The organism is Aliiroseovarius sp. S2029 (assembly GCF_023195575.1).
GTDB classification, from domain to species: Bacteria; Pseudomonadota; Alphaproteobacteria; order Rhodobacterales; family Rhodobacteraceae; genus Aliiroseovarius; species Aliiroseovarius zhejiangensis.
In genome coordinates, this window is the sequence record NZ_JALPQE010000006.1 from 74,889 (window position 1) to 87,801 (window position 12,913).

Here is a 12,913-nt window from a genome sequence, read left to right on the forward strand (position 1 = left end):
TTTGGGCCGGGTGTCTGCCGACAGACGCAAGCACACAGGACCGACCATGTCTGACTATTCTCATGCCGATCATCGCAATGACCACGGTCGCCGTCCCTATTGGGGTCTGCCCGATCCCGTCACCCAGGCCGAGTTCTACGCCGATGTCACCCTGAAGCGCCTGTTTGCCTGGCTGATCGACGTGGTGCTGATTGCCGCGCTCTGCGTGCTGATCAGCCTTCTGACCTTCGGCATCGGCTTTTTCCTCTGGGGGCTGATCTATCTGGCGGTCAGCTTCGTCTATCGCGTGACAACCTTGTCGAACGCATCGGCGACGCTGGGCATGCGCCTGACCGCGATTGAGCTGCGCACCCATCGCGGCGAACGGTTCGACCGCACCACGGCCGCGCTGCACACACTGGGCTACTTCGTGTCGATGTCGACCTTTGTCGTGCAACTGATTTCCATCGTGATGATGTGCACCACACCGCGCGGACAAAGCCTGGTCGACATGATGCTGGGCACCGCAGCCGTCAACCGCGCCGCCGGACGCTGACTCCGGGTCAGTTCTTCTGAGGCGCCCCGGCGCGTGCCATTTACCTTATGCGCGCCGGGGACTTGCCGGATCAGGTTCTCCGGGCTAACTTTTGAACACTTGAACAATCTTGAAAGTGTCATGCGACATACTTTACCGCTCGCACCCCAGTTCTACGTCACCGCGCCGCAGGAATGTCCCTACCTGGATGGCCGGATGGAACGCAAGTTGTTCACCGCCCTGCAGGGCGAACATGCAAATACCCTGAATGACACCCTGTCCAAGCAAGGCTTTCGCCGGTCGCAGAACGTGCTCTATCGCCCGTCTTGCGCCGAATGTTCGGCCTGCCTGTCGGCGCGTATCCGGGTGGCGGATTTCGTGCCCACAAAAGGCCAGCGCCGCACGATGAAGCGCAATGACGATCTGGAACGCCGCGCCCGCGCGCCCTGGGCCAGCGAAGACCAGTATGAGCTGTTCCGCCGCTATCTGGACACGCGCCATGCCGATGGCGGCATGGCCGATATGGATGTGTTCGAATTTGCCGCAATGATCGAGGAAACGCCGATCAAAAGCCGGGTGATCGAATATGCCGAGCGTGGTGCCGATCAGGCCCCGGGTGACGAACCCACCGGCCCCCTGCGCGCCGTCTGCCTGACCGATGTGCTGGATGACGGCTTGTCGATGGTCTATTCCTTTTATGACCCCGATCGCACCAGAACTTCGCTTGGTACGCATATGATCCTGGATCACATCCAGATCGCGCGCGAGGCTGGCCTGCCCTATGTCTATCTTGGCTATTGGGTGCCGGGCAGCCCCAAGATGGATTACAAGGCCCGCTTTTCGGCGCTGGAGATTTATCGCCGGGGCCAATGGACGCCGCTCAGGGGAGACGAGGATTACAGCGCGGAGCTGCATCCGCTCTCAACCGACCCGATCGCCGAACAGGTGGCCGGGATTACCCTGCCGGACACCGCAAAATCCGGCAGCGGCTGACGGACACCCCCGCCCGCGCGTCCATGCGCGCCGCCAAATCCGCAAACCAGCCGCAAACCCCGTCCGAACCCGGCCTGACGACCGCCACCTCATGCGTCGGACCGGCCACGATTTTCCAAAAGTTGCGCCACACTGATCAGAAACGTCCTAAAATTACAATTTTTTCCAACCTGCGACACTTTATTCGTCCTTTTCACGGTTGACGCCCTTCACCCCCCCTCATAATGTCGCGCCCATATTGTCAAACCGCCCCACCGCGCAACCGGGGGGCACAGCCAGGGAATATGTTGCGATGCGCAGCGTCCTCGTCCTTGTAAGAAAATGGCGCATGGGCCGGTAACGGAACCATATTGGATCCCCATGCGCCCCCGAAAATCGGGGGCTTTTTTGTGAAGAACGCACGTGGAACGGAGAGAGTGATGACACGTCAGATGACCGGAGCGAAAATGGTGGTGCAAGCCCTGAAGGATCAGGGTGTCGACACAGTATTCGGCTATCCGGGGGGCGCTGTCCTGCCGATCTATGACGAGATTTTCCAGCAAAACGACATCCGCCACATTCTGGTGCGTCACGAACAGGGCGCGGTGCACGCCGCCGAAGGCTATGCGCGGTCAACCGGCAAGCCCGGCGTGGTGCTCGTGACCTCCGGCCCCGGCGCGACCAACGCAGTGACGGGTCTGACCGATGCGCTGCTGGATTCCATTCCCATCGTGGTCCTGACCGGGCAGGTGCCGACCTTCATGATCGGCACCGACGGGTTTCAGGAGGCGGACACGGTCGGCATCACCCGCCCCTGCACCAAACACAACTGGCTGGTGAAGGAAACGGACAAACTGTCTGCCGTGATCCACGAGGCGTTCCACGTGGCGACGGCCGGTCGTCCGGGGCCGACGCTGGTGGATATTCCGAAAGACGTGCAGTTTGCGACAGGGGACTACACCCCGCCCGCGAAGGTCGAAACAAGTCACTATGCACCGCAACTGCGCGGGGATACTGACGCCATCACCGATCTGGTGGCCGCGATGGAAACCGCCAAACGGCCGATTTTCTATACCGGTGGCGGCGTCATCAACTCGGGGCCCGAGGCCTGCCAGTTGCTGCGCGAGCTTGTGGATGCCACCGGATTTCCCATCACCTCGACCCTGATGGGGTTGGGTGCCTATCCCGCTGGTGGCGAACACTGGCTGGGCATGTTGGGCATGCACGGGCTGTATGAGGCCAACATGGCGATGCATGACTGCGACCTGATGATCTGCGTCGGCGCGCGGTTTGACGACCGGATCACCGGGCGAATCGACGCCTTCAGCCCGGGGTCTAAAAAGGCCCATATCGACATTGACCCCAGCTCGATCAACAAGGTGATCCACGTGGACATCCCGATCATCGGCGATGTGGGCCATGTGCTTGAAGACATGCTGAAAATCTGGAAAGCCCGCGGCCGCAAGACCAATGGCGAAGCGCTGAAAAACTGGACCGCCAAGATCGAGGAATGGCGCGGGCGCGATTGCCTGGCCTATCAGCCGGACGACAAGGTCATCCAGCCGCAATATGCGATGGAACGGCTTGAGGCGCTGACCCGCGACAAGGACCGCTATGTCGCCACCGAAGTGGGCCAGCACCAGATGTGGGCCGCGCAGTTCCTGGGCTTCAACGACCCCAACCGCTGGCTGACCTCGGGGGGGCTTGGCACGATGGGCTATGGCCTGCCCGCATCGCTGGGCGCACAAATTGCGCATCCGGATGCGCTGGTGATCAACGTGGCGGGGGATGCAAGCTGGCTGATGAACATGCAGGAGATGGGCACCGCCGTGCAGTTCCGCGCACCGATCAAGCAGTTCATCCTGAACAATGAACGGCTGGGCATGGTGCGCCAGTGGCAGGAGCTTCTGCACGGCGAACGCTACAGCCACAGCTGGTCGGAAAGCCTGCCCGATTTCGTGAAACTGGCCGAAGCGTTTGGCTGCAAGGGCCGGCAGGTGTCCGATCCGGCCGAACTGGATGACGCCATTCAGGAAATGATCGACTACGACGGTCCTTACATTTTGGATGTTCTGGTTGAAAAACACGCCAACTGCTTCCCGATGATCCCGTCGGGCGAGCCGCATAACAAGATGCTTCTGGGCGAAGCCGAGACGCAGGGCGTCATCGGCTCCTCGGGCGCAACGCTGGTTTAAGGAGGGTCTGTAAATGTCTGCACTGAAGATCAAAAAAGGCTCGTCACGCAAATCGGCTTATGACCTGCGCGATCCCAATTCCGACGTGATCGAACGCCACACGCTGGCCATCGTGGTCGACAACGAGGCAGGCGTTCTGGCCCGCGTCATCGGGTTGTTTTCCGGCCGGGGGTACAACATCGAAAGCCTGACCGTGGCCGAGGTCGACCATCTGGGCCACCTGTCACGCATCACCATCGTGACCACCGGCACGCCCGCCGTGATCGAGCAGATCAAGGCGCAACTGGGCCGGATCGTGCCCGTTCACGACGTGCATGACCTGACCGTCGAAGGCCCCGCCGTGGAGCGTGAACTGGCTTTGTTCAAGGTGGAAGGCGCGGGCGACAGACGGGTCGAGGCGCTGCGCCTCGCCGACATTTTCCGCGCCAATGTGGTGGATTCGACGCTGGACAGTTTTGTGTTTGAAATCACCGGCACGACCGAGAAAATCTCGGCCTTTGCCGAGCTGATGCGCCCTCTGGGCCTGATCGAGGTGGCCCGCACCGGCGTGGCCGCCCTGTCGCGTGGCGCAACCGGATAGTCGCAAGCGTCACGCCAATAGCGCCCGCCACGTCGAATGGCGGGCGTTTTGTTTATTCATCAGTAAACCGGCAGGATCTGCCCTTCCCGTGCCTGATCAGGCGACGACGCGCAGGGCGGGCCGCGTCTCTGCCCCGTCGAACTCTGCCCGGTCCGGATCCTGCCCGTCCTGTTCCGACCTGCCGAAGCTGCTCAGCACCTGGGCCGGGTCGATCCCGCCCATGATCACGCCGACCGCTTCGATGCGGCTGACCATGCGAAAGCCATTTGCCTCGTCAAAATCGAACCAGATCTGCGAACCGCGTTGCAGTTTGCCAACGCCCTCTGGCGCGACAATCTCGGGACCGATGAACGCCAGCGGTCCCTGATCCTCGCACCAGACCATGCCAACGCTCTTATCGGCGTTGTACCATAGGATTATCCCCAACATTTTTCTTCTCCACTTCTGGTGGATATTTTACCGGCTGGATATGGCAGGAACAGGGCAAATCTTCGCCCATGACAAGAAAGCCTTAACTATTTTTTCCTTTTTTGGTTCTTTTAGGCCCCAATCCCGGTGCTTGACGCCGATTGGTGCCGTAACGTCAACTTTTGCACCGCCACGCCTGGACCGGGCCGGGAATCAGTGGTGCAATGCCCGGTCTTTTAAGACCCGGCGCAGGCCGGACCACAAAGAAAAAGGGGCGCCCAAGGGCACCCCAGTTTCGCTGATAAGGCTCTTGATTGATACCGCCCGGTAGTTTTTGCCTGCGGCCTTATCCGCGTCAGGGGGCGAGCGCACCCGCCCCGTGTCCGTTTGGGCTGGCGGTCGCAACCGCCCTGCCCGGTATGGTCTTAGCTACAGCCCGTGGTCGACCCGCAGGTGTTGCATTTCATGCAGGTGCCGTTGCGCACCAGCGTGTAGTTTCCGCATTCACCGCAGGGGTCGCCCTCGTAGCCCTGCATCTTGGCCTTGGTGCGCGCGTCGATCTTGTTGATCGTGCCCGCCGACACTGCGGTTTCGCTGACCAGCGTTTCGGTAACGGTGGTTTTCACCCCTGCCGTTTCTGGCACCAAAGTGTTCAGCACCCCGACCGGATCGGTTCCCGTCAACACGGACCCACCAACCTCGGCCCCGCCTTGCAGCACCACCAGCTCTTGCGGCAGGCGCTTGCGCAGGTAACCTGTGGAGCTGATTTGTTTCAACACTTCCAAGGACTTGGACGCCGCAGTTTCAGTGATTTCCTGCACGTTCGACACGCCTTCTTCTTCGCCGCGCCCCAGATCATCGAAGCTTGCGCCTTCGGGCTTCACATGGGCCAGGTCGGTGCGGTCCAGATAGGACACCGCCAGTTCGCGGAAGATATAGTCAAGGATCGAGGTCGCGTTCTTGATCGAATCGTTGCCCTGGACCATCCCCGCCGGTTCGAACTTGGTGAAGGTGAAGGCATCCACGAACTCTTCCAGCGGCACACCGTATTGCAGGCCCACGGACACCGCGATGGCGAAGTTGTTCATCATCGCGCGGAAGCCTGCCCCTTCCTTGTGCATGTCGATGAAAATCTCGCCCAGATTGCCGTCTTCGTATTCACCAGTGCGCAGGTAAACCTTGTGCCCGCCGACGATGGCTTTCTGCGTATAGCCCTTGCGGCGCTCCGGCAGCTTCTCGCGGCCGCGCGATACCTCTTTGATCACCACTTTTTCGATGATCTTCTCGGCCAGAGTGACCGCCTTTTCGTGGGTTGAACCCGACGCGAGGATTTCCTCGGCCTCTTCGTCATCTTCAACCAATGCAGCGGCCAAAGGCTGGCTGAGTTTCGAGCCGTCGCGATAGAGCGCATTGGCCTTGATGCCCAGCGACCATGACAGTTCATAGGCCTTCTGGCAGTCCTCGATCGTGGCATCATTCGCCATGTTGATGGTTTTCGAGATCGCGCCGGAAATGAAGCTCTGCGCCGCGGCCATCATGTAGATATGGCTGTCAACACTCAGGAAACGCTTGCCCTTCTTGCCGCACGGGTTGGCACAGTCGAAGACGTTGTAATGCTCTTCTTTCAGATGCGGCGCACCTTCCAGGGTCATCGTGCCGCAAACGTGATCGTTCGCCGCGTCGATATCCTTGCGGGTGAAGCCCAGATGGCTGAGCAGGCTGAAATCGGGGTTGTTCAGCTTTTCCGCCGGAATACCCAGAACATTGGTGCAGAACTCCTCGCCCAACGTCCACTGGTTGAACACGAACCGGATGTCGAAGGCCGATGGTAGTGCTGCTTCGATCTTGTCGATCTCGCTTTCGCCGAAGCCATGGCCGATCAGGGTCGTGTGGTTGATGCCCGGTGCATTACCAAGGGTGCCGTGACCGACGGCGTAGCTGATGATTTCCTCGATCTCGGACGAGGCATAGCCCAGTTTTTCGAGGGCTGCGGGAACCGAGCGGTTGATGATCTTGAAATACCCGCCCCCGGCCAGCTTCTTGAACTTCACCAGCGCGAAGTCAGGCTCGATGCCCGTGGTGTCGCAATCCATCACCAGCCCGATGGTGCCGGTGGGTGCAATCACGGACACCTGCGCGTTGCGATATCCGTGCTTTTCACCCAGCGCCAAGGCTTCGTCCCATGCGCCCATCGCCAGATCGACCAGCTTCGCGTCAGGGCAGTTGGCGTGATCCAGCGCCAGCGGTTTGATCTCAAGGTTCTCATAGCCCTCGGTCGCGCCATACGCCGCCGTCCGGTGGTTGCGGATGACGCGCAGCATGTGGTCCTTGTTGCGCTCGAACCCTTCGAACGCGCCCAACTCACCCGCCATCTCGGCCGATGTCGCATAGGACACGCCCGACAGGATCGCGGTCAGCGCGCCACACATCGCCCGGCCCTCGGCCGAGTCGTAGCCGTAGCCCATGTTCATCAGCAGGCCGCCGATATTGGCATAGCCCAGACCCAGTGTGCGGAAGACATAGCTGCGCTCGGCAATCTCTTTCGACGGGAACTGCGCCATCATCACCGAGATTTCCAGCGTGATCGTCCACAGGCGCGTGGCGTGCATATAGTCCTCGGCCTGGAACTCGCCATCCTTGAGGAAGGTCAGCAGGTTCATCGAGGCCAGGTTACAGGCGGTGTCGTCCAGGAACATGTATTCCGAGCACGGGTTCGAGCCGCGAATCTCGCCGTCTTCCGGGCAGGTGTGCCAGGCGTTGACCGTATCGTGATACTGGATGCCGGGGTCGGCACAGGCCCAGGCGGCGTGACCGATTTGGTCCCACAAGTCGCGCGCCTTGATCGTCTTGGCGACCGAGCCATCGGTACGGCGGATAAGCTCCCAGTCGGCATCGGCCTCGACCGCCTTCAGATACGCATCGGTCACGCGGACCGAGTTGTTCGAGTTCTGGCCCGATACGGTCGCGTAGGCTTCTGAGTCCCAGTCGGTGTCATAGGTCGGAAACTCGATCGAGCCGTAGCCCTGCTTGGCGTAATCCAGCACGCGCTTGACGTAAACCTCGGGGATTGCAACCTTTTTCGCGGCGCGAATGGCGTCTTTCAGGGTGTCGTTGACCTTGGGGTCAAAGGCATCTTCCTCGGCCCCGTCCCACGCGCGGATCGCGGCAAAGATGTGGTTCAGATGCTCTTCGTGCATCTTCGAACCCGCGACCAGAGAGGCGACTTTCTGTTCCTCTTTGACCTTCCAGTTGATGTATTCTTCAATGTCCGGGTGATCGCTGTCCACAATCACCATCTTGGCCGCACGGCGCGTCGTGCCGCCCGACTTGATCGCACCGGCAGCCCGGTCGCCGATCTTCAGAAAGCCCATCAGGCCCGAGGATTTGCCACCGCCCGACAGCGGCTCGTTTGCGGCACGAAGCGACGAGAAGTTGGTGCCGGTACCCGAGCCGTATTTGAACAGACGCGCCTCACGCACCCACAGGTCCATGATGCCGCCGTCACCCACCAGATCGTCGCCGATGGACTGGATGAAACACGCATGAGGCTGCGGATGCTCATAGCTCGACTTGGATTTGGTCAGTTTGCGGGTCTTGTGATCGACGTAATAGTGGCCTTGCGCCGGGCCGTCGATGCCGTAAGCCCAATGCAGGCCGGTGTTGAACCACTGGGGCGAGTTCGGCGCGGCGCGCTGGCTGGCCAGCATGTGGCGCATTTCGTCGAAATAGGCCTTGGCGTCCGCCTCGGTGGTGAAATATCCACCCTTCCAGCCCCAATATGTCCACGCGCCTGCCAAACGGTCGAACACCTGCTTGGCCGAGGTTTCACCGCCGAAGCGGTCCTTTTGCGGCATATCTGCCAAGGCTTTCTCATCGGGGACGGAACGCCACAGGAACTCCGGCACGCCTTTTTCTTTCACCCGCTTCAGCGCGGCGGGCACACCGGCCTTGCGGAAATATTTCTGCGCAATCACGTCCGAGGCGACCTGGCTCCAATCCGCGGGCACTTCGCAAGCGTCCAGTTTGAACACAACAGTGCCGTCCGGGTTGCGGATTTCGGATGTTGTGGTGACAAAATCCAGATCGGAATAAGCGTCTTTGCCTGCCTTGGTAAATTTGCGTTCGATTTTCATTGTGCCCCGTCGGTCCTTCGTGCGCTGTGGTGGTGCGTGTCTGGGCACGCCTTCACCCTTTCAAATTCCGCTGACCACAAAGGACAATCAAAGGCACAGACCCCCCGTCCCCGGGCACACATGTAATGGCCCCGGCTTGGTGCGACCGGTCGGTCAAGGTTTGGTGTTTCACTGTCCTGCTGTAACCTGCCGCCACTATATGTTGTGGCTTGTTGATCAGCACGCACAAGGTGGCGTATCGAACCCCAACAGGTCAACAAAAACTTACCGACTATCCACAACTCTTTTGCGTTGACCTTGATCGGCGATTGAGACAGCGCCGATTAACCACTTGATTCCTCGCAGGCCACGCCCTGTGGATGGTTTCCGATTTTTGCAACAGGGCGGCGGACTTAAAGCCAAAACGCAAAGCATCACCTGAATGCAACGGGCAAATCGACCCTCGGACCGGCCCGCATATGTGCGCAACCCGACGCCCCTTTTTCTCCGACATCCCGGATGACCACCACACGGGAGGCGGACGACTCCGAACAGAATCACGATGAGATCATTTGAAAGGAAAAATGGTCGGGACGGCAAGATTCGAACTTGCGACCTACGGTACCCAAAACCGTCGCGCTACCAGGCTGCGCTACGCCCCGAACGCCCCTTCCTTAACGGGGGTTCAGGACGATGAAAAGGGCAAATTGACAGCAGGAGCGATCTTCGCGCCCCGTCCGGTCAATCAGCCGGGGCGCAAGGCCATGCTGCAATCGACTGGTCCAGATCGGGATGACGCAGCACGGTGCCTTCTTCGATGCCAAATCGCTGTGCAAGACCGCCATTGATCTCAAGCACGGCCTGAATGTCCGGCCCGCCGGGGATGGGGGTCAGATCATGCGGAACGGCATTCGAATGCACGCGCGCCACCGTGCCATCAGCCTGCAAAAACAGCATGTCCAGCGGGATCAACGTGTTTTTCATCCAGAAACTGACCGATTGGGGCGTTTCGAACAGGAACAACATGCCATGCGACACTGGCAGGCTGTCACGATTCATCAGACCAAGGGCGCGTTCGCCTGGGTCGTCGGCCACCTCGACCGAGAAACGCGCCTGCCCCCAGTCGCCGCGCAGGTCCACATGGCCCGGATCGCAGGTCTGGGCCTGGACCGGGGCGCACAGAAGAAGGGCGCCCATCACGGACGCCCCGAATGTCAAAAACCGCTTCCACATGGCGCGAACGTCAGTCCCTGTCAGATGGCGTGTGATCGGTCGCCGCATCCCAGGACGAGACACTGACCGCCATGCAGCCCCGCTTGCCCGCCGCCGAGCGCAGGCCGATCGCTTCGCCCGGTTGCAAATCGGCAAGACCCGACCGGCGCAACACTTCGACATGGATGAACACGTCTTCCGAGCGTCCGAACACATTGGCAAAGCCGAACCCCTTGGCCTTGTCGAACCATTTGACCCGCGCAGGCTCCAGCGGGCCGACGCTGTCGGGATCGACGGCACCTTCGGCAAATTCTTCAAGCTGGTGTTCGGACCCGCCCACGGGCGGTTCGATGGACAACACGTTGACGGCCTGGCGCCCGCGTTCGGTCGATTGCACCGAAATCTCGATCACCGATCCGTCCGCGACAGAGCTTTGGCCGAAATTGCGCAACACATTGGCATGAAGCAGAATATCTGCCCCACCTTCATCCGCGATCACGAACCCAAACCCTTTGCTTGGATCAAACCATTTAACCTGGCCACGCAGCACGACGGGATCATGCGCGTCATTTCCTTGCGCCATAATTGTCCTCAAATCATTCTCATCCCCGCCCATACTATTGAGGCCTTTGATTTCCGGGTGCAAGTGTTTAACACTTATACTTTTAGGCAGGTATAGCACGAAAACCCAATTTTTCTAAGGGTTTAATCTTACCACTGACCACGAGTCATTTTTTTGATTCCGGCGCCAGCGGAACCGGTCGTGAAGGCGAAACGCGCCGTCGGCCCAGAACTCGATTTCGACTGGCCGGATGCGATATCCTCCCCAGAACGGGGGGCGCGGCGGGTTGGGGCCATGGGTCGCGGTCACCTTCGCCACCTCGGCCATCAGCGCGGCACGTGATGCCAGTGGCTGACTTTGATGTGACGCCCAAGCGCCCAGCCGGCTTTTCAGCGATCGGGACGCGTAATAGGCATCCGCCTGCGGTCCCTCTTCGCGTTCAATCACACCGCGCACGCGGATTTGCCGACGCAGGCTTTTCCAATGCATGACGAAGGCAGCCTTGCCGGCGCCGTCAAGCTCCTGCGCCTTGGCGGATCCGTAGTTCGTGTAAAAGACAAAGGCATCGTCTTCGATGTCCTTCAACAGCACCATGCGCGTGTTCGGAAGCCCGTCGGCATCAACCGTGGCCAGCGCGATGGCATTGGGGTCGTTGGGTTCGGATTTCTCGGCTTCGGCCAGCCAGTTGCGCGCGATCACGAAAGGGTCGTCGCCCGCAAATATCCCGCCACGTTCCGCCATCCCGGCCTCCTTTCCGTTCACGATCAACGATATGGCCAAACATATGACCTGCGCGGTTCCGTGCCAACTGTGTTACAAACCCCGCAGGGTGGCACAGCCACAGACTTGAAGAGACAGGACCAATCGCCTAAACGGGCATAACGGAGTATCTCGGGACGGGGAACCAGAATGTCGACCGAATTGATGAAGGGCAAACGCGGCCTGATTATGGGACTTGCAAATGACAAGTCCATCGCCTGGGGGATCGCGAAAGCCTGTGCCGACGCAGGGGCCAAACTGGCGTTCTCGTATCAGGGTGAAGCATTGAAAAAACGCGTCGATCCGCTGGCAGCCCAGTTGGGGTCGGATCTTGTGCTGGAATGTGACGTGGCCGATCAGGGTTCCATCGACACGTTGTTCAACACGCTGAAGGAAAAATGGGGCAAACTGGACTTTGTTGTCCATGCCATTGGTTTCTCGGACAAAAATGAACTTCGCGGACGATATGTCGATACCAGCCCAGAAAACTTCCGTGTGACGATGGATATTTCGGTCTATTCCTTCACCGCCGTCGCTCGTCGCGCAGCGGATATGATGCCGGATGGCGGATCGCTTCTAACGCTGACCTATTACGGCGCCGAACAGGTCATGCCGCATTACAACGTGATGGGCGTGGCCAAGGCTGCCCTTGAAGCCTCGGTGCGGTACATGGCCGAGGATCTGGGCAAGGACGGCATTCGCGTGAACTCGATCTCGGCCGGTCCGATCAAGACGCTCGCGGCTTCGGGCATCGGTGATTTCCGTTATATCCTGAAATGGAACGAGCTGAACTCGCCCCTGCGCCGCAACGTGACCATTCAGGATGTCGGCAACTCGGCCCTGTATCTTCTGTCCGACCTCGGCTCGGGCGTCACGGGTGAAACGCATCATGTGGACAGCGGCTATCACGTCGTCGGCATGAAGGCGGTTGACGCCCCCGATATCGACGTGACCACTGGTCGCAAATAAGGAGCATCCGACATGAGCGACCGCTTGCCCCACGAAAAAGGCTTTCACATCAGCTGGGATCAGATCCATCGCGACAGCCGGGCACTGGCCTGGCGGTTGGACGGTCAGGGCCCGAAAGACACCGGCTGGCGCGCGGTGGTTGCGATCACCCGCGGCGGTCTGGCCCCGGCAATGATCGTCGCACGCGAGCTGGACATCCGCACCGTCGACACCGTATCGGTCAAATCCTATCACCACCAGTCACAGGGCGAAGCCGAGCTTCTGAAAGCCCCGGATGCCGAGATGATGGGCGATGGCGAAGGCATTCTGATCATCGACGATCTGGTCGACACCGGCAAGACACTGGAACTGGTACGCAAAATGTATCCCAAAGCGCATTTCGCCACCGTCTACGCCAAACCCAAAGGCCGCCCGCTGGTGGACACCTTCATCACCGAGGTCAGCCAGGACACCTGGATATTCTTCCCGTGGGATATGGCGCTGCAATATGTCGAACCGTATCGCGGTACGGATTAAGCGGCACGGAGTAAGCGTCCCGACGCAACAGACACCGAAAGCCCCGCCAATTGGCGGGGCTTTTTTTGCGACATGCGTACCAAGATCATGAAAAGCCCGGCGCTGCATCACAGG

11 protein-coding genes and 1 tRNA gene are annotated in these 12,913 nt (G+C 60.0%); 6 read left to right on the forward strand and 6 right to left on the reverse strand.

Annotated elements, in window-relative coordinates; genetic code table 11:
• Positions 1-46: 46 nt before the first annotated feature.
• The 4 genes from MUY21_RS13190 (at position 47) to ilvN (ending at position 4,261) form a co-directional block, all read left to right on the forward strand.
• On the forward strand, positions 47-535 hold the full coding sequence (locus tag MUY21_RS13190) for an RDD family protein (RefSeq protein WP_248410816.1): 489 nt from the start codon (positions 47-49) through the stop codon (positions 533-535).
• Positions 536-655: 120 nt separating this feature from the next.
• Entirely contained in the window at positions 656-1,507 is an 852-nt protein-coding gene (locus MUY21_RS13195) for an arginyltransferase (RefSeq protein ID WP_248410817.1), read from the forward strand.
• 419 nt (positions 1,508-1,926) lie between these two features.
• On the forward strand, positions 1,927-3,681 hold the full coding sequence (locus MUY21_RS13200; RefSeq protein ID WP_248410818.1) for an acetolactate synthase 3 large subunit: 1,755 nt from the start codon (positions 1,927-1,929) through the stop codon (positions 3,679-3,681).
• 13 nt (positions 3,682-3,694) lie between these two features.
• Positions 3,695-4,261, forward strand: coding sequence for an acetolactate synthase small subunit (ilvN, locus tag MUY21_RS13205; protein ID WP_248410819.1), 567 nt, complete (start codon positions 3,695-3,697; stop codon positions 4,259-4,261).
• Positions 4,262-4,357: 96 nt separating this feature from the next.
• Here the strand turns inward: ilvN and MUY21_RS13210 are convergent, their stop codons facing one another.
• The 6 genes from MUY21_RS13210 to pdxH form a co-directional block, all read right to left on the reverse strand.
• On the reverse strand, positions 4,358-4,690 hold the full coding sequence (locus MUY21_RS13210) for a hypothetical protein (protein WP_248410820.1): 333 nt from the start codon (positions 4,688-4,690) through the stop codon (positions 4,358-4,360).
• Positions 4,691-5,094: 404 nt separating this feature from the next.
• Complete coding sequence (locus MUY21_RS13215) at positions 5,095-8,802, reverse strand: vitamin B12-dependent ribonucleotide reductase (protein ID WP_248410821.1); 3,708 nt, start codon at positions 8,800-8,802, stop codon at positions 5,095-5,097.
• A gap of 564 nt (positions 8,803-9,366) precedes the next feature.
• A tRNA-Pro gene (locus MUY21_RS13220) sits at positions 9,367-9,443 on the reverse strand.
• Positions 9,444-9,522: 79 nt separating this feature from the next.
• Positions 9,523-9,978, reverse strand: a complete 456-nt coding sequence (locus tag MUY21_RS13225; RefSeq protein ID WP_248410822.1) for a DUF192 domain-containing protein — start codon at positions 9,976-9,978, stop codon at positions 9,523-9,525.
• A 46-nt stretch (positions 9,979-10,024) separates the two neighbouring features.
• A complete protein-coding gene (locus MUY21_RS13230; RefSeq protein ID WP_248410823.1) occupies positions 10,025-10,576 on the reverse strand; it encodes a cold shock domain-containing protein in 552 nt (183 codons plus the stop codon).
• Between the two features lie 114 nt (positions 10,577-10,690).
• Positions 10,691-11,296, reverse strand: a complete 606-nt coding sequence (gene pdxH, locus MUY21_RS13235; protein ID WP_248410824.1) for a pyridoxamine 5'-phosphate oxidase — start codon at positions 11,294-11,296, stop codon at positions 10,691-10,693.
• A 168-nt stretch (positions 11,297-11,464) separates the two neighbouring features.
• On the opposite strand from pdxH, the gene fabI reads away from it, so the two are divergent.
• Positions 11,465-12,283, forward strand: a complete 819-nt coding sequence (fabI, locus tag MUY21_RS13240; RefSeq protein ID WP_248410825.1) for an enoyl-ACP reductase FabI — start codon at positions 11,465-11,467, stop codon at positions 12,281-12,283.
• Positions 12,284-12,295: 12 nt separating this feature from the next.
• The gene (gene gpt, locus MUY21_RS13245; RefSeq protein WP_191285736.1) at positions 12,296-12,799 is read left to right on the forward strand and encodes a xanthine phosphoribosyltransferase; all 504 of its coding nucleotides are present in this window, start codon (positions 12,296-12,298) and stop codon (positions 12,797-12,799) included.
• Positions 12,800-12,913: the final 114 nt, after the last annotated feature.

What these genes read in the sequence shown, in the direction of transcription:
- MUY21_RS13190 (WP_248410816.1), top strand. Translation starts at nt 47, where the DNA reads ATGTCTGACTATTCTCATGCCGATCATCGCAATGACCACGGTCGCCGT.
- MUY21_RS13195 (WP_248410817.1), top strand. Translation starts at nt 656, where the DNA reads ATGCGACATACTTTACCGCTCGCACCCCAGTTCTACGTCACCGCGCCG.
- MUY21_RS13200 (WP_248410818.1), top strand. Translation starts at nt 1,927, where the DNA reads ATGACACGTCAGATGACCGGAGCGAAAATGGTGGTGCAAGCCCTGAAG.
- ilvN (WP_248410819.1), top strand. Translation starts at nt 3,695, where the DNA reads ATGTCTGCACTGAAGATCAAAAAAGGCTCGTCACGCAAATCGGCTTAT.
- MUY21_RS13210 (WP_248410820.1), bottom strand. Translation starts at nt 4,690, where the DNA reads ATGTTGGGGATAATCCTATGGTACAACGCCGATAAGAGCGTTGGCATG.
- MUY21_RS13215 (WP_248410821.1), bottom strand. Translation starts at nt 8,802, where the DNA reads ATGAAAATCGAACGCAAATTTACCAAGGCAGGCAAAGACGCTTATTCC.
- MUY21_RS13225 (WP_248410822.1), bottom strand. Translation starts at nt 9,978, where the DNA reads ATGGGCGCCCTTCTTCTGTGCGCCCCGGTCCAGGCCCAGACCTGCGAT.
- MUY21_RS13230 (WP_248410823.1), bottom strand. Translation starts at nt 10,576, where the DNA reads ATGGCGCAAGGAAATGACGCGCATGATCCCGTCGTGCTGCGTGGCCAG.
- pdxH (WP_248410824.1), bottom strand. Translation starts at nt 11,296, where the DNA reads ATGGCGGAACGTGGCGGGATATTTGCGGGCGACGACCCTTTCGTGATC.
- fabI (WP_248410825.1), top strand. Translation starts at nt 11,465, where the DNA reads ATGTCGACCGAATTGATGAAGGGCAAACGCGGCCTGATTATGGGACTT.
- gpt (WP_191285736.1), top strand. Translation starts at nt 12,296, where the DNA reads ATGAGCGACCGCTTGCCCCACGAAAAAGGCTTTCACATCAGCTGGGAT.